The sequence below is a fragment of the Stenotrophomonas sp. YJH_SMC_32 genome (assembly GCF_059369975.1).
Window position 1 is genome coordinate 1 of sequence record NZ_JCAFTE010000016.1, and the last position, 21,323, is coordinate 21,323.

Below are 21,323 nucleotides of genomic sequence, written 5' to 3' on the forward strand. Positions count from 1 at the left end.
CCTTTTTCGTTTGCGCGCCTGCCCGCCGCCACGCGGCCCTCTGGCCATCTCCGGCCGATTTTCCGTGATTGCCCATCAAGCCGGGTCGCACCCCGCCGATACCTTCATCAGCGCTGGTCAGGCCCTGCCCGACCGCCCCTCCCGGGGTCGCTTCCATCCTGGCAACAGGGCTGAAAACCCCGGGAAAACAGCTTCAGGCAACGAATTCCGGCTTCAGCGGAATTCACGGCTAAAGGTTGTTGACAAAGCGCCGTTATTCATTTGGCAACGGCGAAGCACACAGCCACACAAAAAAACAGGCGGCGCTTCGTTTCATTCACCAACGGGTTCCATATAAGAGGAGACGACCCCATGGCACAGGTAATCAACACCAATACGATGTCGCTCAACGCTCAGCGCAACCTGAGCACCAGCGGCAGCTCGCTCGCTACCACCATCCAGCGCCTCTCGTCCGGCCTGCGCATCAACAGCGCGAAGGACGACGCGGCCGGCCTGGCCATCAGCGAGCGCTTCACCACCCAGATCCGCGGTCTGGACGTGGCCATCCGCAACGCCAACGACGGCATCTCGCTGGCCCAGGTCGCCGAGGGTTCGCTGAACGAAGTCGGCAACAACCTGCAGCGCATCCGCGAACTGGGTGTGCAGGCCTCCAACGCCACCAACTCGGCCAGCGACCGCAAGGCCCTGCAGGCGGAAGTGACCCAGCTGGTCTCGGAAATCGATCGTGTGGCCAAGCAGGCCGACTTCAACGGTACCAAGCTGCTGGACGGCAGCTTCACCAGCCAGCTGTTCCAGGTGGGCGCCAACGCCGGCCAGGCCATTGCCATCAACAGCGTGGTCAACGCCAAGGCCGATTCGCTGGGGGCTGCCACCTTCGCCAACGGCTACACCGGCACCGCGCTGGCGGTGGACAAGGCCACGGCCGACACCACCTACTCCGGCCTGCAGGTCTCGGTCACCCCGCCGGGCGGCACCGCCACCACGGTCACCATCAGCGACTTCACCGTGAAGGCCGGCGAGTCGATCACCTCGGCCACCGCTGCGGCGATCAACAACAAGCTGGGTGAAACCGGCGTGGTGGCCTCGGTCAATGCCGGCGTCATCAGCCTGGCTTCGGTCAAGGATGGCCAGACCTTCGCCCTGGGCGTCAGCGCGGCAACCCCGCCGGCCGGCGTCACCGCCGCGACCATCGCCGGCCTGGGCCTGACCGAGACCAGCACCAACGGCGGCACCTTGACCGGTGCAGCGGCCAGCTTCGTCAAGGACCTGAACGTCACCACCGCCGAAGGCGCACAGAAGGCGATGTCGATCGTCGACAAGGCCCTGGAATCGGTCAACAGCGTCCGCGCCGACCTCGGCGCGATCCAGAACCGCTTCACCTCGGTGGTGGCCAACCTGCAGACCTCCTCGGAGAACCTGTCCGCATCGCGCAGCCGCATCCGCGATACCGACTTCGCCAAGGAAACCGCCGAACTGACCCGCACCCAGATCCTGCAGCAGGCCGGTACGGCCATGCTGGCCCAGGCCAACCAGGTACCGCAGAACGTGCTCAGCCTGTTGCAGCGCTGACATGAGCCGCCCCCGGGGCACGTCGGGGGCGTCTGACCCAACTCACGTGCAACCGCTCAAGGACCTCTCCTCATGGCACAAGTCATCAACACCAATACGATGTCGTTGAATGCTCAGCGTAACCTGAGCACCAGCGGCAGCTCGCTGGCTACCACCATCCAGCGCCTGTCCTCCGGTTCGCGCATCAACAGCGCCAAGGACGACGCCGCCGGCCTGGCGATCTCCGAGCGCTTCGGCACGCAGATCCGCGGTACCGACGTCGCCATCCGCAACGCCAACGACGGCATCTCGCTGGCCCAGGTCGCCGAAGGTTCGCTGACCGAAATCGGCAACAACCTGCAGCGCGTCCGCGAGCTGTCGGTGCAGGCCGCCAACGCCACCAACTCGGCCAGCGACCGCAAGGCCCTGCAGGCCGAAGTGACCCAGCTGGTCTCGGAAATCGACCGCGTCGCCAAGCAGTCGGACTTCAACGGCACCAAGCTGCTGGACGGTTCGTTCTCCAGCCAGCTGTTCCAGGTCGGTGCCAACGCCGGCCAGGCCATCGCCATCGACAAGACCATCGATGCCAAGGCCAACGCCCTGGGCGGCGCCAAGTTCGACACCAACTCGCTGGCCCTGGCCGACCCGGGCACCAACGCCGACTTCAAGGTCACTGGCCTGCAGATCAATGGCGTCACCATCGCCGACGTCGATGTCAAGCAGGGTGCCGACGCCGCTGCTACCGGCAAGGCCTCCCGCGAGGCGCTGGTGACTGCCATCAACGCCAAGATCGGTGAGACCGGTGTCTACGCCGAAGTGAACGGCACCGCTGGCGTCACCCTGACCTCGGTCAAGGACAGCGTCAACGCCGATGGCTCGTTCAAGGCCATCACCGCTTCGGTGGGCACCTGGACCGGCGCCACCGCCCCGACCTTCACCGCCACCACTGCTGCTGCAGCGCCGGCCGCGAAGTACGCCAGCAACCTGGACGTCAGCACCGTGAAGGGCGCCCAGCAGGCGATGGAAATCGTCGACAAGGCCCTGGGTGCGATCAACAGCACTCGTGCCGACCTGGGCGCCGTGCAGAACCGCTTCACCTCGGTGGTGGCCAACCTGCAGACCTCGTCGGAGAACCTGTCGGCTTCGCGTAGCCGCATCAAGGACACCGACTTCGCCAAGGAAACCGCAGAACTGACCCGCACCCAGATCCTGCAGCAGGCCGGTACGGCCATGCTGGCCCAGGCCAACCAGGTGCCGCAGGGCGTGCTCAGCCTGCTGCGCTGATCCGCCTACTGATCGACCTCCGGGCGCTGCATGACGCCGCGCTCGGATCCTGAAACACGTTCCAGCTTCGCCAAAGGAAATGCACCATGGCACAAGTCATCAACACCAACACCATGTCCCTGAATGCTCAGCGCAACCTGAGCACCAGCGGCAGCTCGCTGGCCACCACCATCCAGCGCCTGTCCTCCGGTTCGCGCATCAACAGCGCCAAGGACGACGCCGCCGGCCTGGCGATCTCCGAGCGCTTCGGCACGCAGATCCGCGGTACCGACGTCGCCATCCGCAACGCCAACGACGGTATTTCGCTGGCCCAGGTCGCCGAAGGTTCGCTGACCGAAATCGGCAACAATCTGCAGCGCGTCCGCGAGCTGTCGGTGCAGGCCTCCAACGCCACCAACTCGGCCAGCGACCGCAAGGCGCTGCAGGCCGAAGTGACCCAGCTGGTCTCGGAAATCGACCGCGTCGCCAAGCAGTCGGACTTCAACGGCACGAAGCTGCTGGACGGCACCTTCTCCAGCCAGCTGTTCCAGGTCGGCGCCAATGCCGGCCAGGCCATCGCCATCGACAAGACCATCGATGCCAAGGCCGGCTCGCTGGGCACCTCGACCTTCGCCACCGGCGCGACCGCCGCCCTGGCCGCCAGCACCGACGGCGCACGCTTCTCCGGCACCGTCATGGGCGTGGACATCGGCACGGTTGAAGTGAAGGCCGGCGCCACCACGGCGGATGCCTCCAAGGCCGTCGCCACCGCCATCAACGCCAAGATCGGCGAGGCCGGCATCTACGCCGAAGCCAATGCCGACGGCTCCCTGAAGCTGAGCTCGGTGAAGGAAGGCAAGGCCGTTGCCGCTGCCGATATCGCCCTGATGCGCAGCGACTACGACGCCACCGCCAAGACCTGGGGCGCCGCAGCGGCTGCCGGCGCCTACACTGCTGGCACCGACACCTCGGCCAACGTGCAGAAGCTGGACGTGAGCACCGTGCTCGGTGCCCAGCAGGCCCTGGAAGTGGTCGACAAGGCCCTGGGTGCGATCAACAGCACCCGCGCCGACCTCGGTGCGATCCAGAACCGCTTCACCTCGGTCGTGGCCAACCTGCAGACCTCGTCGGAAAACCTGTCGGCTTCGCGCAGCCGCATCAAGGACACCGACTTTGCCAAGGAAACCGCAGAGCTGACCCGCACCCAGATCCTGCAGCAGGCCGGTACGGCCATGCTGGCCCAGGCCAACCAGGTGCCGCAGGGCGTGCTCAGCCTGCTGCGCTGATCCACGGCAAGAAGGCGCCGCTACCGTCGGGTCGAACCGACGGTAGCGGCAACCGGGAAGCCACGATGCACGAAGGCGCGGGCCATGCCCGGCCCGGGATCAGTCCCGAACCGGCTTGGCATCGCCCGCTCCTGCGGACCTCTCTTTCAGCGCTGTACCTTTGACTGTACGTACCGGGCGGCTTCGTCTCCCCCCGATTGTCAGTAGTCTGATCCCTCCCCTGCATTGGGGGAGGGCTTTTTGCAGACTCCCGGCAGCCCGCGGTGAACCCACCCGCACCCTGCCCCAGCCCTCCTGCAACCCGCGTGCCAGAACCTGCGCCAGGCGATTGGCACGGCACGTGCATCAACGAAGTCCTCAAGACCCAGCGGCGCAGGCCGCTATTTTCGTTGACGACGGGCCACCGCACGACGGCCGGGCCCGGATACCAGGAGAAACGACGTGGCAGACTTTGGATACGGTGGCATTGGCTCGGGGCTCAACATCTCGGACATCGTCAACCAGCTGGTCGCAGCCGACCGCAAGCCCGCCGACAATGCGCTGAACCTGCAGCAGTCCAAGGCCAAGATGCAGCTGTCGTCGATCGGCACCATCACCTCGGCCTTCGACAAGCTGAAGACGGCGCTGACCGCACTGAAGGCCACCACGGCGTTCGACACGCGCACCGTGACCGCAAGCAAAGGCGGCGACAAGGGCACCGACGAGATCCTGACGGCGTCGGTCGCGCTGTATGACGTCGGCACAACCAAGGCTGCGGCCTCCAACGGCACGCACGTGGTCAATGTCACCTCGCTGGCCACCGCGCACAAACTGATCGCCGATACCTCGGTACCCAAGACCGACACGTTTGCTGCCGGAACCTTGACGCTGACCGTTGGCGTGGGCGACAAGGCCAAGACCATGAACGTGGAGGTGGAGGACGGCGACACGCTGACCACCATCCGCAACAAGATCGATGCGGCTGGCCGCAAGGAAGGCGTGCAGGCCACCCTTATCAGCTCCGGCGACAACCAGTACCTGTCGATCGCCCAGGAGAAGACCGGTGCCGCCAACGCGATCAAGCTCGAATACGCAGGCAGCGACGCCAAGCTGGGGGGACTGGTCAACAGCCTCAAGCAGAACACCGCCGCCGCCGACGCCGAGCTGACCATCGATGGCGTGAAGGTCGTAAGCGCCAGCAATACGGTGGCCGATGCGGTTCCGGGCCTGACCCTGAACCTGAAGATGCCGGGCACCAGCACGGTGACCATCAGCACCGACACTGCGGCAGCCACCAAGGTGATGCAGGAGTTCGTCACCGCCTACAACGCCGCACTGGCGGCGATCAACACCGAAACCAAGTACGACGCCAAGACCAAGGAAGCCTCCACGCTGACCGGTGATGCGCAGATGCGCGGCGCCATCAGCCAACTGCGCTCGGTGATGTCGAGCGTGCTCAAGGACCTGGCTGGTGACAAGCTCGATGCCAAGGCGATCGGTCTGGATACCCGCGGCTACCCCAATGCCGACGGCACGCTGATCCTGGACACCACCAAGTTCGCCGCCGCACTGGCCAGCCAGCCGGAGAAGATGCGCCAAGCGATCACCGGAGATACCGGCGGTGCCGGCAAGCTGTACACGCTGGTCGACGGCTATGTCAGCACCACGGTCGGCAAGGAAGGCGCGTTCGTCGCGCGGACCAAGGGACTGAACACCACGCTGGACAACATCGACAAGCGCCGCAAGGATCTCGACACGCGGATGAAGAGCGTGGAAGAGCGCTACAAGAAGCAGTTCATCGCGCTGGACAGCCTGATGGGCAAGTTGCAGCAGAGCAACACGGCGCTGCAGCAGCAGCTGGCACAGTTGAACCGCTGACGATGCGTGCGTGGCACTCAAGTTTGCCGCGCAATGCACCGATAACGGACGCAACAGCAATCATCGCCGCGCCGCCGGCACCGATCCCCACGATCGCCCGACGGCACCCCGCGCAAGGAGAATCACGAATGTACGGTTCCAGCCGTCAATATGCCGAGCAGTACCGCCAGGTGGGAGTGACCAGTGCGGTCGCCGATGCCGATCCGCACAAGCTGGTGGCGATGCTGCTGGCCGGCGCGCTGGAGCGCGTGCGTCGCGCCCTGGCCAGCCTCGAGCGCGGCGACCAGGCCGGCAAGGGCAAGGCGATCGGCGAAGTCTGCGCGATCGTCGGCCACCTCAACGGCTCGCTGGACCATGAGGCCGGCGGCGAGATCGCCGGCAACCTGTCGGCCCTGTACGATTACGTGCTGCAGCGCCTGACCGAAGCCAACCTGCACAACGACCGCGCCGCGCTGGATGAATCGCTGCAGCTGCTGGGCGAGATCGACAGCGCCTGGAACGCGATCCCGCACGAACAGCGCCGCCCGGCCGCGGTGGCGCCATGAGCCTGCCCGAACTGCACGCGCAGCTGGATGCCTTCGAGAAGGCACTGGGCGATGACGCCCTGGACCAGGCGGACAGCCTGCTCGACGGGCACTACAGCACCCTCCATGCCCTGCTCAGCCAGCCGCTGACCGCTGCGGACCACGCGCCGCTGAGCGCCCTGTTCGAGCGCCAGCAGAGCCTTCTGGGCCTGCTGCGCCAGCGCCGCGATGCAGCAGCCGCACTGATGAATGACGGCCAGCGCTCTCTTCGCGCCGCCCATGCCTACCTGCAGGCAGAATCGCTGGCATGACCCAGCTGCCGGCCACGTCGCTGCACCATCCTGCCGAAAGCGAGCTGTTCGACGAAACGCTCAGCTGCGAGCTGGCCCTGCCGGCCGAGTTCCAGGCGGGCAGCGCGGCCGGACGCACCAGCGGTGCCGAAGGCCTGCTGCGCAGCTTGGCACTGGTCGAAGACAGCCGTGTTGACGAGCACGACGAGCGCAACGAGGCCACCCTGCAGCTGCAACGCCTTGAAGCCAAGCTGGACCTGGCGATGGTGCTGCTCGGCCGCTTGGTGCGCCAGCAGGGCCTGGAACTGCCCCTGCGCCCGGTGCGCTGGTCGCGCCGTGGCATCCGCCTGCAGCTGGGCCCGCGCAGTGGTGCCAGCCCCGGACAGGCCGGCGTGGTGCGCCTGCAGCCCAGCGACTGGCTGCCCGACCACATCGACCTGCCGGTGGAAGTGATCGCCGAGGCAGCCGACGGCAGCGGCGGCCACTTCCTGTGGCTGCGCTTCCAGCGCCTGGGCGACGGCCTGGAAATGGCAATGGAACGGCACCTGTTCCGACTGCACCGCCGCCAGGTGGCCGAGGCGCGCCGGGCGCGCTGAAAGCTGCCACCATCACGCTTGGCGGGCAAGCCTTGGCGCGCCCGTTCAGCTAAGTTAAGGTGGACTCCCCTACACGGATCTGTTGCGTGCCTGTGCGAGTTCTCATCGTCGACGATCACACCCTCGTCCGCGCCGGCCTGGCGCGGCTGCTGCAGGGGTTTGCCGACGTGCAGCTCGTCGCCGAGGCCAGCAACGCCGAACAGGCACTGCAGCTGGCCCTGCAGCATGCGCCGGATGTGGTGCTGATGGATCTCTCGTTGCCGGGCCGCACCGGCCTGGAAGCGCTCAGCGACATCCGCCTGCGCGCCCCGGGCACCCGGGTGGTGATGATGACCATGCACGACGATGCCGCCCATGTGCGCGACGCCCTGGATCGCGGTGCGGTCGGGTTCGTGGTGAAGGATGCAGCACCGCAGGAGCTGGAACTGGCGCTGCGCGCCGCGCATGCCGGCCAGGTGTTCCTGAGTCCCCAGATCTCGGCCAAGATGCTGGCACCCATGCTGGGCCGCGAGAAGCCTACCGGCATTGCCGCGCTGTCGCCGCGTCAGCGCGAGATCCTGCGCCGCATCGGCAAGGGCGAAAGCAACAAGGAAATCGCCGCCGACCTCGGCATCAGCGTGAAGACGGTGGAAACCCACCGCGCACGCATGATGGAGTCATTGGGCTGCCGCCGCGCCAATGACCTGTTGCTGCTGGCCGCGCGCCACCAGCACGAGCTGGAGTGATTGCCTGCGAATGGGGTCAGATCCCTTTCCGCAGGAAAGGGATCTGACCCCTGCCCGGCACTGCACCGGCGACGGATTCCCGTCACCCTGACACGCCCCGACAGGAACCCGTACACGGCACAGCCCGGTCAACCCGGCAACCACACCGAAAATCAGCAGCTTAGGCGCGATCATCGTCAACATTCCGCGCCGATGTAGGGAATACCCCTACATCCTGTCGGGACAACCACGAATCCCCTCAGGAACCCCCCGATTCCGCCCACGCCGGATCAAAAGCAAGATGCGTTCCACAAGGCGCCGGGGAGCGGCGCCGGGGAACCACGATGAAGGCTGCACTCTCGACCCAGCTGGGCCAACAACTTCACCTCACCCCGCAGCTGCTGCAGTCGATACGGCTGTTGCAGCTTGATGGCCTGCACCTGGAACAGGAAATCCAGCGCCTGCTGGACTCCAACCCGCTGCTGGAGATCGAAGAGGCCGAAGCGCCTGCCGCTGATGCCACCGAGGCCGCCGCCACCACGCTGGACACCGCCGCTTTCGACGAGCTGCCGGAGTCTTCGATGTGGGACGTGGCCGGCGCCAGCTGGCAGGACGGCGACGACGACCGCATGGCGCGCATTGCCGCCGGTGAGTCGACCGACCCTCAGCTGCGCGTGCTGCAGCGCCTGGCGCTGGACATGGACGACAGCGAACTGGCGGTGGCCGCGTTCTGGCTCGACCACTGCGACGAGGCCGGCTACCTGCAGGCGCCACTGGCGCAGCTGCAGCTGCTGGCCAGCGCCCAGTTCGACATCGCCGCCGAAGGCGTCGAGGCCATCCGCCAGCAGCTGCTGCACGGTGAACCGGCTGGCATGGCTGCGCAGGACCTGCGCGAAGGCCTGCAGGCACAACTGCGCAGCCTGCACGGCGTGGTCCCCGCGCGTCACCTGGCCGCCCGCATCCTCGATGGCGCGCTCGAGGCACTGGCCGCGCACGACTACCCCGCCCTCGCCCGCCAGCACGACGCCGAGATCGACGACGTGCGCGAGGCGGTGCGCCTGATCCTCTCGCTGCAGCCGCGCCCCGGCGACAGCCTGCTGCCCGAACGCAATGCGGTGGTGGTACCGGACGTGGTCGCCTGGCATGCCGATGGGCAGTGGAAGGTGGCACTGAACCCGGCCACCAGCCGCCGCGTCTCGATCAACAGCCAGTACGAACAGGCGCTGGCCGAAACCAGCGAAGCCGCGCCGGCACTGCGCGAGATGCTGCAGGAGGCGCGCTGGTTCAGCCGCGGCCTGTCGATGCGCTACGACACCCTGCTGCGCACCGCGCGTGTGATCGTCGAGCGCCAGGCCGCCTTCCTGGTGCGTGGCGAAGAGGCGATGGCCCCGCTGACCCTGAAGGAAGTGGCCGAGGAAATCGGCATGCACGAGTCCACCGTCTCGCGCATCACCACCGGCAAGTTCCTGCAGACCCCGCGCGGCACCTTCGAACTGAAGCACTTCTTCGCGGTGCGCCTGGAAGGCGCCAGCGTCTCCGGCCAGGCGGTGAAAGCCATGGTCCGCCGCCTGATCGACGCCGAACCCGCCGGCCGTCCGCTGGCCGACGAGGCCATTGCCGGCCTGCTGTCACGCCAGGGGGTGAACATTGCCCGCCGAACCGTCGCAAAATACCGAGAACAACTGGATATCGCCCCGGCCCGCGAACGGCGCCGGCTCAGCGCCAGGCAACCGCAGCTGGCCCGGGTGGGCTGAAAAGGATGTTGGACATGAACAAGCTCACGGTCCTGCTGGTCGATGACCACGAGGGCTTCATCAACGCGGCGATGCGCCATTTCCGCAAGATCGACTGGCTGCAGATCGTCGGCAGTGCCGGCAACGGCCTGGAAGCGATCGAGCGCTCGGAAACGCTGCGCCCGCAGGTGGTGCTGATGGACCTGGCCATGCCGGAGATGGGCGGCCTGCAGGCCACCCGCCTGATCAAGTCGCAGGACGATGCACCGTACATCGTGATCGCCAGCCACTTCGACGACGCCGAGCACCGCGAACACGCGCTGCGTGCCGGTGCCGACAACTTTGTCAGCAAGCTGTCCTACATCCAGGAAGTCATGCCGATCCTGGAAGGCCTCAGGGAGGAACAGTCGTGAGTGAATCGCGCATCCTGGTGCTGGACAACGACGCCGTGCGCGCAGAGCGCACCGTTGCCCTGCTGGAATTCATGGACTTCAATCCGCGCTGGGTCTCCGACGCGGCCGACTTCGACCTGGGCCGGCAGCGCCAGAACGACTGGATGGCGGTGATCGTCGGCAGCCTGGACGACAGCCCCGCCAGCACCGCGCTGTACAACTGGCTGGGCGGCAGCAGCCTGCCGCCTCCGGTGCTGCTGGCCGATGGTGATGCCGCAGTGTTTGCCCAGCAGCACGGGCTGCATGAAGCGAATATCTGGCCGCTGGAAACGCCGCTGCGCCACGCGCAGATGGAAGCCCTGCTGCGCCGCGCCAGCCTCAAGCGCCTGGATGCCGAGCATCAGGCCGGCGCCGCGCAGGACCAGGGACCCACCGGCAACGGCCCGGCAGTGAGCGCCCTGCGCACCATGATCGAGCAGGTGGCCGCATTCGATACCACCGTGCTGGTGCTGGGTGAATCCGGTACCGGCAAGGAAGTGGTGTCGCGCGCCATCCACCAGCGTTCGCCCCGCCGTGACGGACCGTTCGTGGCGATCAACTGCGGCGCCATTCCGGCCGACCTGCTGGAAAGCGAACTGTTCGGCCATGAGAAGGGCGCCTTCACCGGCGCGCTCACCGCGCGCAAGGGCCGTTTCGAAATGGCCGAGGGCGGCACCCTGCTGCTCGACGAAATCGGCGACATGAGCCTGCCGATGCAGGTGAAGCTGCTGCGCGTGCTGCAGGAGCGCAGTTTCGAGCGCGTGGGTGGCAACCAGACCATCCGCTGCAACGTGCGCGTGGTGGCCGCGACCCATCGCGACCTGGAGACCCGCATCGCTGAGGGCAAGTTCCGCGAGGATCTGTTCTACCGCCTCAACGTGTTCCCGATTGAAGTACCCGCGCTGCGCGAGCGTCGCGAAGACCTGCCGGCACTGGTGGAAACCATCGCCGCGCAGCTGGCCCGCACTGGCCGTGGCGAAGTGCGCTTCACCCCGGAAGCCCTGCAGGCGCTGGCCGGCTACGAATGGCCGGGCAACGTGCGCGAGCTGACCAACCTGGTCGAGCGCCTGGCGGTGCTGCATCCGGGTGGCTCGGTGCGCGTGCAGGACCTGCCGGCCCGTTACCGTGGCGATGCGGCACTGGCCGCCGCCACGCCGGCACCGGCACAGCCGGCCGCCAGCGAAGAACGCCTGGACCTGCGCAGTTTCTCCTTCCACACCCCGGGCAGCGGCAACCAGCCGGCACTGGAGCACGGCATTGCGGTCAATCGCCCGGCGGCACCGGCAGCGCTGCCCGACGAAGGCATGGACCTGCGCAACCACATGGCCAACATCGAACTTGGCCTGATCAACGAAGCACTGGAACGCACCCAGGGCGTGGTCGCCCACGCCGCCCAGCTGCTCGGCCTGCGCCGCACCACCCTGGTGGAAAAGCTGCGCAAGTACGGCATCGAGCGCGAGCAGGCCGAACTGGCCGGCTGAAACGCATTGCCAGCATGAAGGGGGCACGAACGCCTGGGCTCGCCCGGGCGTTGGTGCTTCTGGCGCCTGGGCTCACATCCCTTTGCTGCGGAACGCGATCTGAGCCCATTGCTTTTGCATGTTTTCCTAGAGACAACACGGCCGCAGTGCGGAGCATGGCAAGGACACACCCATGGAGGTTCCACCATGCATCGCCTTGCCCTGCTCGCCAGCCTGCTCTACCCGGCCCTGGTCACTGCCGCCAACTGCACCCTGCCCGCAACGCTGGACCAGCGCCAGTTCACCAACCTCAGCGACCCGCTGTACGCGCCGGACAACCCCAACGCCGGACGCATGGTGCAGCTCAGCTTTGCCGGCAGCCAGTACGTGCTGGACATCCTCGGCACTGACTTGCGCATCGGCGGCAGCTACCGCTACCAGCGCCTGGCCCCGCATATCGCGGAAATCCAGATGACCGAGGCCCACCCGGCCGGTCCCGCCCACTACACCCTGCTGCTGACCTGCCAGAGCGACCGCCAGGGTCGCTTCATCTACACCCAGCACGACGGCCCCATCGCGCCGCGCCAGCGCCAGAATTCCGGCCACTGGACCCTGCAGCCGTAGGCCAGAAAACCGACGCCGGATAAATGGCGCCTTCAATGGGGTCAGAGCCCGTTGCGTCGCAACGGGATCCGACCCCGTGCCGACCAACGGTCGGCACCCACCATCAGTAGCAGGTTCCAACAGATCGCGGCCACCTGTCGCCGGACCCAGCCCGCCACCCCACGGATAGCCCGATTTTGACGTTGACGTTGATTCGGCGAGTGCAGGGCGCAGCCCTGCCAGCACACACACACCAGACCCTCACGTCACTGAATCGAAAACCGGTTTCGGCACGGCACTTGCACCTGCTCCAGCAGACAACCCCATCCCTGTTTCTGGAACCGTTGCAGATGTCCCACTCCGTCACTTCGATCCTTTCGCAGATCCGCTCCTATCAGACCCAGATGGGGCAGCCGGCGCTCAACCCGCTGGGCGAAACGCCGCGCAGCAACGCCCTGCCGGGCACGGTGCTGGACGCGCCGCAGGCCCAGCCGGCCAGCTTCACCGAAACCCTGCGTGGTGCGATTGCCGGCGTCAACGATGCGCAGCAGAAGTCCGGCGCCCTCGCCAAGGCCTTTGAAATGGGCGACCCCAGCGCCGACCTGGCCAAGGTGATGGTCGCCTCGCAGCAGTCCCAGATCGCCTTCCGCGCCACCGTGGAAGTCCGCAACCGTCTCGTCCAGGCCTACCAGGACGTGATGAACATGCCGCTGTAAGGAATAGAGACGCATGGCACTGACGCTCTCCAAGGACAGCCTGAACGCCGAGAAGGCCGGGCAATGGTTCGACCGCCTGCAGAGTCTGCAGATCACCCGTCGGCTGGGCCTGATGGCGATGATCGCGGTGGCGGTGGCGGCAGGCCTGTCCGTGTTCTTCTGGTCACAGAAGCCGGGCATGGTCCCGCTGTACACCGGCCTGGACCAGAAGGCCACCGCTGAGGCGACCGACCTGCTGCGCGCCGCGCAGATTCCGTTCGCGCTCGATCCGGCCACCGGTGGCATCACCGTCCCGGAAAAGAACCTGCACGACGCCCGCCTGAAGCTGGCCGGCTCCGGCCTGACCGACAGTGGCAAGCTCGGCTTCGAGCTGATGGAACGCGACCCGGGCTTCGGCGTCAGCCAGTTCGTGGAAAGCGCGCGCTACCAGCACGCGCTGGAAACCGAGCTGTCGCGCACCATCAACACGCTGCGCCCGGTACGTGATTCACGCGTGCATCTGGCCATTCCCAAGCCCAGCGCCTTCACCCGCCAGCGTGACGTGGCCAGCGCCTCGGTCACCCTGGAACTGCGGGGCGGCCAGCAGCTGGAACGCAGCCAGGTGGACGCCATCGTGCACATGGTCGCGGCCAGCATTCCGGACCTGGCGCCGGAACGGGTGACCGTGGTCGACCAGAGCGGGCGCATGCTCAGCATCACCGACCCGAACAGCGAGGCGGCGGTCAACGCCGCGCAGTTCGAGCAGGTGCGGCGCCAGGAAACCTCGTTCAACCAGCGCATCCGCGAGCTGCTGGAGCCGATGACCGGCCCCGGCCGCGTCAACCCGGAAGTGAGCGTGGACATGGACTTCTCGGTGACCGAGGAAGCCCGTGAGCTCTACAACGGTGAACCGCAGAAGCTGCGCAGCGAGCAGATGAGCGAGAACACCACCAGCACGCCGGGTCCGCAGGGCGTGCCGGGTGCCACCAGCAACAGTCCGCCGGGCCAGCAGGCCGCGCCGGCCACCGCGCAGACCCCGACCGAAAGCAGCAAGAACGCCACCCGCAACTACGAGCTGGACCGCACCCTGCAGCACACCCGCCAGCCGGCCGGCCGTATCAAGCGCGTGTCGGTGGCGGTGCTGGTGGACAACGTGCCGCGCGCCGGCGCCAACGGCAAGATGAGCCCGCAGCCGCTGTCGGCCGCCGAACTGATCCGCGTCGAGGCGCTGGTCAAGCAGGCCGTCGGCTTCAACGCCGAGCGTGGCGACACCGTGTCGGTGATGAATGCCCCGTTCGTGCGCGAGACCACGCCCGAACAAGGCCCGGCCTGGTGGGAGCTACCGTGGGTGCACGATGCCGGCCGCATGCTGCTGGGCGCGGTGGTGGTGCTGGCGCTGCTGTTCGGCGTGCTGCGCCCGGCGCTGCGCGCGATCACCGGCCAGAGCAGGAAGGCAGACGAGCAGGCGCTGGAGCCGCATACGGCGGATGTGCAGCTGGTCGATGACGATGGCATTGCGCTGCCAGCGCTGGGCACCGAGCGGGCAAGCCTGGGCGGACCGGATGCGCTCGCACTGCCGGTGGATTCATATGAGGAACGACTGCGGATGGCGCGTGAAGCCGTGAAGACCGACTCCAAGCGCGTGGCCCAGGTGGTCAAGGGCTGGGTGGCCAATGACTGAGGCACAACTGACCGGTGTACAGCGCGCGGCCGTGCTGCTGCTTTCGCTGGGTGAGCTGGATGCGGCCGAAGTGCTGCGCCACATGGAACCCAAGGAGGTGCAGAAGATCGGCATCGCCATGGCCACCATGACCGACATCACCCGCGAGCAGGTGGAGCGTGTGATGGACCAGTTCGGCCAGGAACTGGGCTCGAAGACCTCGCTGGGCGTGGGCTCGGATGACTACATCCGCAACATGCTGGTGCAGGCGCTGGGCAGCGAGAAGGCCGGCAACCTGATCGACCGCATCCTGCTCGGCCGCAACACCACCGGCCTGGACGCGCTGAAGTGGATGGACCCGCGTGCAGTGGCCGACCTGGTGCGCAACGAGCACCCGCAGATCATCGCCATCGTGATGGCGCACCTGGAAACCGACCAGGCCGCCGACGCGCTGAAGCTGCTGCCGGACCGTACCCGCGTGGATGTGCTGCTGCGCATCGCCACCCTCGACGGTATTCCGCCGAACGCGCTCAATGAACTCAACGAGATCATGGAGCGCCAGTTCGCCGGCAACCAGAACCTGAAGTCGTCGAACATCGGCGGCGTGCAGTGCGCGGCCAACATCCTGAACTTCATGGACAGCGGCCAGGACCAGGCAATCCTGGGCGAAATCGCGCGCATCGATGCGCCGTTGAGCAACCGCATCCAGGACCTGATGTTCGTGTTCGACGACCTGGTCGACCTGGACGATCGCGAGATGCAGCTGGTGCTGCGCGAGGTGAGCGGCGAGCGCCTGGGCCTGGCCCTGCGCGGCGCCGACATCAAGGTGCGCGACAAGATCACCCGCAACATGTCGCAGCGCGCGGCCGAGATCCTGCTGGAGGACATGGAAGCCCGCGGCCCGGTGCGCCTGTCCGACGTGGAAGGCGCACAGCGCGAGATCCTGGCGATCGTCAAGCGCATGGCCGATGAAGGCACCGTCACCATCGGTGGCAGCGCGGAGGCCATGCTGTGAGCAACGTCGTGCGCTGGCTTGCCCCGGACCTGCTGGCCCAGCCCGAACCAGTGCTGGAGCAGGAGGATGCGTTCGAACTCACCGAGCCGGATCCGGAACACGAACCGGAGCCGCCGCTGCAGCTGCCGACCCTTGAAGAGATCCAGGCGATCCAGGACAGCGCCGAGAAGGAAGGATTCGAACAGGGCCATGCCGACGGCTACGGCCAGGGCCAGGCCGAAGTACGTCGCCTCGCCGCGCAGATCGAAGGGATCCTGGACAACTTCAGCCGGCCGCTGGTGCGGCTGGAGAACGAAGTGGTCGGTGCACTCGGCGAACTGGCGGTTCGCATCGCCGGCGCACTGGTCGGCCGCGCCTACGAAGCCGAGCCGGCACTGCTGGCGCAGCTGGTCGGCGAAGCGATCGACGCCGTGGGCGGCAGCACCCGCGAGGTGGAAGTGCGGCTGCATCCGGATGACATCGCTGCCCTCGCCCCGCTGCTGAACCTTTCACCGGTGCAGCGCCTGGTACCGGATACCAGCCTCAGCCGTGGCGACCTGCGCGTGCACGCCGAAGCCGTGCGCATCGACGGCACCCTGGAAGCCCGCCTGCGCGGGGCCCTGGATGCGGTGATCCGCCAGACCGGAGCCACCGCATGAGCGTCGGACCGCAAACCACTCCGCCGCCGGCCGACTGGGCCGTAGCCCGCAACCTGCGCCTGGCGCGGCGCCTGGATGGCCTGCGCGTGGACACCGCGCATGGTCGTGGCCTGATCCGCGAGGGCGTGTTGCGCCGTGCGGTCGGGCTCACCCTGGAGGCGGTCGGCTGCGAAGCGCCGCTGGGTGCCAGCTGCAAGGTGGAAGTGGTCGATGGTGGCTGGGTCGACGCCGAAGTGGTCGGCTTCGCCGGCGAGCGCACCTACCTGATGCCCAGCTCCGAACTGCATGGCCTGCTGCCCAATGCCCGGGTGGTGCCATCGGCGCGCCGGGGCGGCGTGGAAGTGGGCGAAGGCCTGCTCGGCCGCGTCATCGACAGCGACGGCGTGCCGCTGGATGGCAAGGGCCCGATCCGCGCCGAAGGCCATGTTGGCATGGCCGGCGTGTCGATCAATCCGCTGGCGCGTGAACCGATCACCCAGCCGCTGGACGTGGGCGTGCGCGCGATCAACGCGCTGCTGCCGATCGGCCGCGGCCAGCGTGTCGGCCTGTTCGCCGGCTCCGGCGTCGGCAAGTCGACGCTGCTGGGCATGATGACCCGCTACACCGCCGCCGACGTGATCGTGGTCGGCCTGATCGGTGAACGTGGCCGCGAAGTACGCGATTTCGTCGAAACCACGCTGGGCGAAGAAGGCCTGCGCCGCGCCGTGGTGGTGGCCAGCCCCGCCGACCGACCGCCACTGGCGCGCCTGCACGGCGCCTACCGTGCCACCGCCATCGCCGAATGGTTCCGCGACCAGGGCCTGAACGTGCTGCTGCTGATGGACTCACTGACCCGCTTCGCCCAGGCGCAGCGCGAGATCGGCCTGTCGGTCGGCGAGCCGCCGACCACCCGCGGTTACCCACCGTCGGTGTTCGCCAAGCTGCCGGCACTGGTCGAACGCGCCGGCAACGGCGCCAAGGGACGTGGCTCGATCACCGCGTTCTACACGGTGCTGACCGAAGGCGATGATCCGCAGGATCCGATCGCCGATGCCGCGCGCGCGATCCTCGACGGCCACATCCTGCTCTCGCGCCGCGTGGCCGACAGCGGCTTGTACCCGGCCATCGACGTCGAGTCGTCGGTCAGCCGCGTGGTCACGGAAATCGCCGACGAACCGTGGCGCCTGCGCATCCGCAAGTTGAAGCGACTGGTCTCGGCCTACTCGGCCAACCGGGACCTGATCGCGATCGGTGCTTACCAGCGCGGCAACGACGCGGCCACCGACGAAGCCCTGGAACGCTGGCCGGAAATCATGGAGTTCCTCGGCCAGGACGTTGCCAAGGCCGCAGATCTCCCGCACAGCCAGGCGGCGCTGCAGCGCCTGGTGGAACAAGAGAGTTAAGCCATGAACCAGTCCAAGCGCATCGATCCCCTGCTCAAGCGGGCCCAGGAACATGAGGACGCAGTCGCCCGCGACCTGGCCGAACGCCAGCGCGTGCTCGACACCCATCTGTCGCGACTGGACGAACTGCGCCGCTATGCCGAGGAGTACGCCAACGCACAGATGGCGGCGACCAGCCCGGCACAGTTGCTCAACCGCCGCGCCTTCCTCGATCGACTGGACAGCGCGGTCGAGCAGCAGCAGGCCACGGTCAATGGCAACCGCGAAAAAGTGGAGGCCGAGCGCGCACGCCTGATCCTGGCCAGCCGTGACAAGGCGGTGCTGGAGCAGCTGGCCGCCAGCTACCGGGCGCAGGAAAAGGTGGTGACCGACCGCCGCGACCAGCGCGAGATGGACGACATTGGCGCACGGCGTGCACGCCTGGTGCAGGCCGAAGACCAGGACGGCGCCGAGCAGGGAGGCCGCTCGTGATGCCCGCCCCGCTCGCCAGCAGCGCCAACACGGCCACGCCCGCCACCAGCAACAGTGCCGCACGCGCCTCGCGCAGCGAAGGCGGAAAGGACTTCAGCCAGCTGCTGCAGGGCGGTGCGCCCTGCGCGCCCGCGTCTGCGGGAAACGCCACGACGCCGACGCCATCCACGCCGAGCCCGCCATCGACCGCCGACAGCAATGGCCAGGCACCGGGTGAACGCAATGCGGGCGCCGAAGCGGCAACTGCTGAAACGCCGTCGCTGCCGCCCGTTGCCGTGACCCCGGCTGGACCCGGCACCGAAAAGGACAAGCCCGCCCCGACCGAGGACGCCCCGTGGCCACCGCCCGGCCTGGCCGGCCTGGTGCTGGCGATGCCGATGCCTGCCGATCCGGCCGCTGCTCTGCCGACCACCGCTGCACCGGCGCTGGCCAGCGACGGTAGCGCGCTGCCTGCTGCTGCCCCCGCCACGAACCCGACACTGCCTGCAGACGCACCGGCGACGGCCACCACAACCCCAGTGGCGGCTGACGCCAAACCGGCGGCGACCAGTGCGGACGATGCCACGGCGCTGCCACTGCCGGAGATGATCCTGCCCGGCAAGCGCAGCGAGCGCGGCGAAGGCAGTGACGTGGCCGCCGTTGGCGACCGCGCCAGCACACCCCTGCTGCACGCCCCGGCAGCAGCCGCCGTACAGGACCTCAAGGCGGCGCTCGCCGCCGGCAATGCGATCTTCAATGGCGAGCCGACGCCGAAACCCGTGCTGGGTGACGATGGCTTCGACCAGGCCATCGGCGCACGCCTGGGTTGGCTGGCCGACCAGAAGATCGGCCACGCCCACATCCGCCTGAGCCCGGACGACATGGGCCCGGTCGACGTGCGCCTGCAGTTGAACGGCGACAAGGTGCATGCCAGCTTCAGCAGCCCGCACGTGGACGTGCGGCAAGCGCTGGAAAGCAGCCTGCCGCGCCTGCGCGAGCTGCTGGGCGAACAGGGCTTCCAGCTGGCCCACGCCGATGTCGGCCACCAGTCCCCGGGTGGTGAGGGCAATGCGCCGGGCCAGCCCGGTGGCAGCGGCATCATCGGCGACGGAGAACCGACGCCGGGCGATGCCAGCGTGTCGTCGGCGCAGTTGATCCGCCAGCGCGGACTGCTGGACGCCTACGCCTGACAGCCGTGCCGACCAGGGTCGGCACCCACCAGCGCAGGTTTCCGACGGAATTCCGTCGCATCCCGCTGCCCGGCCTTCGGCACGCCCCTTGCATATCCCGGTGAAGCAACCCTCAGGAGCTTCACCCGTGGCCGCAGCCGCTGACAAAACCAAGAAGACCGCAGAGAAGGACAAGGCCGCCAAGCCGCGTAGTCCAATCCTGATCACCGCGCTGGTGGCCGTACTGGCCGCCGCTGCCGCCGGTGGCGGCGTGTGGTTCTTCACCCAGTCCAAGCACGAAGAGAAGACCGCGCAGGCGCCGAAGAAGAGCGCGACCCCAGCCCCGGCACAGTACTTCGCGCTGGACCCAGCCTTCGTGGTCAACCTCAATGGCCCGGTCGACGGCCCGCGTTACCTGCAGCTGGAGGTCCAGCTGATGACCCGCGACCCGGCCGCGCTGGAAGCGATCAAGACCCACGCCCCGGCCATCCGTGCGCGCCTGCTGATGCTGTTCTCGCAGGTCAGCCCGGACCAGATCGCCGATGTCGCCGGCAAGCAGAAGCTGCAGGCCGCCTCATTGGCCGAGGTGCAGAAGGTACTCAAGGCCGAGACCGGCAGCAACGGCGCCGACGATCTGCTGTTCACCAGCTTCGTGACCCAGTAAGGGCCCACCGATGAATGATCTGCTGTCCCAGGACGAGATCGATGCCCTGCTCCACGGCGTGGACAGTGGCGCGGTCGAGACCGATGCGGAACCCCCGTCAGGCGAAGCGCGCTCGTACGACTTCGCCAGCCAGGACCGCATCATCCGTGGTCGCATGCCGACCCTGGAAATGGTCCATGAGCGCTTCGCGCGCCTGTGGCGGATCGGCCTGTTCAACCTGATCCGCCGCTCGGCCGAACTGTCGGTGCGCGGCATCGAACTGATCAAGTTCAACGACTACATGCACTCGCTGTATGTACCGACCAACCTGAACCTGATCCGCTTCAAGCCGCTGCGCGGCACCGGCCTGATCGTGTTCGAGCCGACCCTGGTGTTCGCCATCGTCGACAATTTCTTCGGCGGCGACGGGCGCTACCCCACCCGCATCGAGGGCCGCGAGTTCACGGCTACTGAAATGCGGGTGATCCACCTGCTGTTGAAGCAGACCTTCGCCGATCTGCGCGAAGCGTGGGCACCGGTGATGGATGTCGACTTCGAGTACATCAACTCGGAGATCAACCCGCATTTCGCCAACATCGTGACCCCGCGCGAATATGTGGTGGTGTGCCGCCTGCACGTCGAGCTCGACGGTGGCGGCGGCGACATCCACGTCACCCTGCCCTACTCGATGCTGGAACCGATCCGCGAACTGCTCGACGCCGGCATCCAGAGCGACCGCAACGACCGCGACGAGAGCTGGGGCAAGACCCTGCGTGAGCAGCTCAACGTCGCCGAAGTCACCCTGTCCAGCGTGCTGGCCAGCAAGCGCATGACCCTGCGCGACCTGACCCAGCTGAAGGTCGGCGACATCCTGCCGATCGAGCTCAGCCCGCAGGTGCCGCTGTGCGTGGAGAACATCCCCGTGTTCACCGGCGAGTTCGGCATCGCCAACGGCATGAACGCCGTGAAGATCACCGCTACCCATCCGCCGGGCACCCGCCCGCGCGTACCCGTCATCCAGGAAGACCCGCAATGAACGATATCGACGCCCTCGAACCGACCCCGGCCCAGTTCAGCAGCCTGCAGGCCGATGAGGCAAATGGTCCGGACCTGAACCTGGACGTGATCCTCGATGTGCCGGTGACCCTGTCGCTGGAAGTCGGTCGTGCCCGCCTGCCGATCCGCAACCTGCTGCAGCTCAACCAGGGCTCGGTGGTGGAACTGGAACGCGGTGCAGGCGAATCGCTGGACGTGTTCGTCAACGGCACCCTGATCGCCCACGGCGAAGTGGTGGTGATCAACGACCGCTTCGGCGTGCGCCTGACCGACGTGGTCAGCCCCAGCGAGCGTATCCGGAGACTGCGTTGAGCCTGCTG

The 21,323-nt window shown here is 67.4% G+C and carries 22 protein-coding genes; all 22 read left to right on the plus strand.

Going from position 1 to position 21,323, the window contains the following annotated elements; all coding sequences use genetic code 11:
* Nucleotides 1–351 precede the first annotated feature (351 nt).
* The 22 genes from AC5P7S_RS15020 to fliN all read left to right on the plus strand — a co-directional run bounded on the left by AC5P7S_RS15020 (nt 352) and on the right by fliN (nt 21,315).
* A complete protein-coding gene (locus AC5P7S_RS15020; RefSeq protein ID WP_005416451.1) occupies nt 352–1,569 on the plus strand; it encodes a flagellin in 1,218 nt (405 codons plus the stop codon).
* Nucleotides 1,570–1,641: 72 nt separating this feature from the next.
* Complete coding sequence (locus tag AC5P7S_RS15025; protein WP_095377991.1) at nt 1,642–2,832, plus strand: flagellin; 1,191 nt, start codon at nt 1,642–1,644, stop codon at nt 2,830–2,832.
* Between the two features lie 86 nt (nt 2,833–2,918).
* Nucleotides 2,919–4,097: a flagellin gene (locus AC5P7S_RS15030; protein WP_111127724.1), complete on the plus strand. Its 1,179-nt coding sequence runs from the start codon at nt 2,919–2,921 to the stop codon at nt 4,095–4,097.
* A 441-nt stretch (nt 4,098–4,538) separates the two neighbouring features.
* Nucleotides 4,539–5,954 (plus strand): flagellar filament capping protein FliD, encoded by a 1,416-nt coding sequence (fliD, locus tag AC5P7S_RS15035; protein WP_095377989.1) that lies wholly within the window; start codon nt 4,539–4,541, stop codon nt 5,952–5,954.
* A 128-nt stretch (nt 5,955–6,082) separates the two neighbouring features.
* Entirely contained in the window at nt 6,083–6,499 is a 417-nt protein-coding gene (fliS, locus tag AC5P7S_RS15040; protein ID WP_005416447.1) for a flagellar export chaperone FliS, read from the plus strand.
* Nucleotides 6,496–6,789, plus strand: coding sequence for a hypothetical protein (locus tag AC5P7S_RS15045; RefSeq protein WP_095377988.1), 294 nt, complete (start codon nt 6,496–6,498; stop codon nt 6,787–6,789). Before fliS ends, AC5P7S_RS15045 begins: the two co-directional genes overlap by 4 nt.
* Nucleotides 6,786–7,364 (plus strand): PilZ domain-containing protein, encoded by a 579-nt coding sequence (locus AC5P7S_RS15050; RefSeq protein ID WP_005416445.1) that lies wholly within the window; start codon nt 6,786–6,788, stop codon nt 7,362–7,364. The genes AC5P7S_RS15045 and AC5P7S_RS15050 overlap by 4 nt, the downstream gene beginning before the upstream one ends.
* 92 nt (nt 7,365–7,456) lie before the next feature.
* Nucleotides 7,457–8,089, plus strand: coding sequence for a response regulator (locus AC5P7S_RS15055; RefSeq protein WP_005413261.1), 633 nt, complete (start codon nt 7,457–7,459; stop codon nt 8,087–8,089).
* Between the two features lie 323 nt (nt 8,090–8,412).
* Complete coding sequence (gene rpoN, locus AC5P7S_RS15060) at nt 8,413–9,822, plus strand: RNA polymerase factor sigma-54 (RefSeq protein WP_005416444.1); 1,410 nt, start codon at nt 8,413–8,415, stop codon at nt 9,820–9,822.
* Nucleotides 9,823–9,836: 14 nt separating this feature from the next.
* A complete protein-coding gene (locus AC5P7S_RS15065; RefSeq protein WP_005409556.1) occupies nt 9,837–10,214 on the plus strand; it encodes a response regulator in 378 nt (125 codons plus the stop codon).
* Nucleotides 10,211–11,713, plus strand: a complete 1,503-nt coding sequence (locus tag AC5P7S_RS15070) for a sigma-54 dependent transcriptional regulator (RefSeq protein ID WP_005416443.1) — start codon at nt 10,211–10,213, stop codon at nt 11,711–11,713. The genes AC5P7S_RS15065 and AC5P7S_RS15070 overlap by 4 nt, the downstream gene beginning before the upstream one ends.
* Nucleotides 11,714–11,899: 186 nt before the next feature.
* The gene (locus AC5P7S_RS15075) at nt 11,900–12,316 is read left to right on the plus strand and encodes a hypothetical protein (protein ID WP_095377987.1); all 417 of its coding nucleotides are present in this window, start codon (nt 11,900–11,902) and stop codon (nt 12,314–12,316) included.
* A 329-nt stretch (nt 12,317–12,645) separates the two neighbouring features.
* Nucleotides 12,646–13,011, plus strand: a complete 366-nt coding sequence (gene fliE, locus AC5P7S_RS15080; protein WP_005409552.1) for a flagellar hook-basal body complex protein FliE — start codon at nt 12,646–12,648, stop codon at nt 13,009–13,011.
* 13 nt (nt 13,012–13,024) lie between these two features.
* The gene (fliF, locus tag AC5P7S_RS15085) at nt 13,025–14,671 is read left to right on the plus strand and encodes a flagellar basal-body MS-ring/collar protein FliF (RefSeq protein ID WP_095377986.1); all 1,647 of its coding nucleotides are present in this window, start codon (nt 13,025–13,027) and stop codon (nt 14,669–14,671) included.
* Nucleotides 14,672–14,678: 7 nt separating this feature from the next.
* Complete coding sequence (fliG, locus tag AC5P7S_RS15090; protein WP_024958226.1) at nt 14,679–15,665, plus strand: flagellar motor switch protein FliG; 987 nt, start codon at nt 14,679–14,681, stop codon at nt 15,663–15,665.
* Entirely contained in the window at nt 15,662–16,303 is a 642-nt protein-coding gene (locus AC5P7S_RS15095; protein WP_095377985.1) for a FliH/SctL family protein, read from the plus strand. The genes fliG and AC5P7S_RS15095 overlap by 4 nt, the downstream gene beginning before the upstream one ends.
* Nucleotides 16,300–17,685: a flagellar protein export ATPase FliI gene (fliI, locus tag AC5P7S_RS15100; protein ID WP_095377984.1), complete on the plus strand. Its 1,386-nt coding sequence runs from the start codon at nt 16,300–16,302 to the stop codon at nt 17,683–17,685. The genes AC5P7S_RS15095 and fliI overlap by 4 nt, the downstream gene beginning before the upstream one ends.
* Nucleotides 17,686–17,688: 3 nt before the next feature.
* On the plus strand, nt 17,689–18,156 hold the full coding sequence (fliJ, locus tag AC5P7S_RS15105) for a flagellar export protein FliJ (protein WP_005416437.1): 468 nt from the start codon (nt 17,689–17,691) through the stop codon (nt 18,154–18,156).
* Nucleotides 18,156–19,325, plus strand: a complete 1,170-nt coding sequence (locus AC5P7S_RS15110; protein WP_095377983.1) for a flagellar hook-length control protein FliK — start codon at nt 18,156–18,158, stop codon at nt 19,323–19,325. Before fliJ ends, AC5P7S_RS15110 begins: the two co-directional genes overlap by 1 nt.
* A 127-nt stretch (nt 19,326–19,452) precedes the next feature.
* Nucleotides 19,453–19,968: a flagellar basal body-associated FliL family protein gene (locus AC5P7S_RS15115; RefSeq protein WP_005416435.1), complete on the plus strand. Its 516-nt coding sequence runs from the start codon at nt 19,453–19,455 to the stop codon at nt 19,966–19,968.
* Nucleotides 19,969–19,978: 10 nt separating this feature from the next.
* A complete protein-coding gene (gene fliM, locus AC5P7S_RS15120) occupies nt 19,979–20,983 on the plus strand; it encodes a flagellar motor switch protein FliM (protein WP_005416434.1) in 1,005 nt (334 codons plus the stop codon).
* The gene (gene fliN, locus AC5P7S_RS15125) at nt 20,980–21,315 is read left to right on the plus strand and encodes a flagellar motor switch protein FliN (protein WP_005409543.1); all 336 of its coding nucleotides are present in this window, start codon (nt 20,980–20,982) and stop codon (nt 21,313–21,315) included. Before fliM ends, fliN begins: the two co-directional genes overlap by 4 nt.
* The last annotated feature ends 8 nt before the right edge of the window (nt 21,316–21,323 follow it).

What these genes read in the sequence shown, in the direction of transcription:
- AC5P7S_RS15020 (WP_005416451.1), top strand. Translation starts at nt 352, where the DNA reads ATGGCACAGGTAATCAACACCAATACGATGTCGCTCAACGCTCAGCGC.
- AC5P7S_RS15025 (WP_095377991.1), top strand. Translation starts at nt 1,642, where the DNA reads ATGGCACAAGTCATCAACACCAATACGATGTCGTTGAATGCTCAGCGT.
- AC5P7S_RS15030 (WP_111127724.1), top strand. Translation starts at nt 2,919, where the DNA reads ATGGCACAAGTCATCAACACCAACACCATGTCCCTGAATGCTCAGCGC.
- fliS (WP_005416447.1), top strand. Translation starts at nt 6,083, where the DNA reads ATGTACGGTTCCAGCCGTCAATATGCCGAGCAGTACCGCCAGGTGGGA.
- AC5P7S_RS15045 (WP_095377988.1), top strand. Translation starts at nt 6,496, where the DNA reads ATGAGCCTGCCCGAACTGCACGCGCAGCTGGATGCCTTCGAGAAGGCA.
- AC5P7S_RS15050 (WP_005416445.1), top strand. Translation starts at nt 6,786, where the DNA reads ATGACCCAGCTGCCGGCCACGTCGCTGCACCATCCTGCCGAAAGCGAG.
- rpoN (WP_005416444.1), top strand. Translation starts at nt 8,413, where the DNA reads ATGAAGGCTGCACTCTCGACCCAGCTGGGCCAACAACTTCACCTCACC.
- AC5P7S_RS15065 (WP_005409556.1), top strand. Translation starts at nt 9,837, where the DNA reads ATGAACAAGCTCACGGTCCTGCTGGTCGATGACCACGAGGGCTTCATC.
- AC5P7S_RS15075 (WP_095377987.1), top strand. Translation starts at nt 11,900, where the DNA reads ATGCATCGCCTTGCCCTGCTCGCCAGCCTGCTCTACCCGGCCCTGGTC.
- fliE (WP_005409552.1), top strand. Translation starts at nt 12,646, where the DNA reads ATGTCCCACTCCGTCACTTCGATCCTTTCGCAGATCCGCTCCTATCAG.
- fliF (WP_095377986.1), top strand. Translation starts at nt 13,025, where the DNA reads ATGGCACTGACGCTCTCCAAGGACAGCCTGAACGCCGAGAAGGCCGGG.
- fliI (WP_095377984.1), top strand. Translation starts at nt 16,300, where the DNA reads ATGAGCGTCGGACCGCAAACCACTCCGCCGCCGGCCGACTGGGCCGTA.
- fliJ (WP_005416437.1), top strand. Translation starts at nt 17,689, where the DNA reads ATGAACCAGTCCAAGCGCATCGATCCCCTGCTCAAGCGGGCCCAGGAA.
- AC5P7S_RS15110 (WP_095377983.1), top strand. Translation starts at nt 18,156, where the DNA reads ATGCCCGCCCCGCTCGCCAGCAGCGCCAACACGGCCACGCCCGCCACC.
- fliM (WP_005416434.1), top strand. Translation starts at nt 19,979, where the DNA reads ATGAATGATCTGCTGTCCCAGGACGAGATCGATGCCCTGCTCCACGGC.
- fliN (WP_005409543.1), top strand. Translation starts at nt 20,980, where the DNA reads ATGAACGATATCGACGCCCTCGAACCGACCCCGGCCCAGTTCAGCAGC.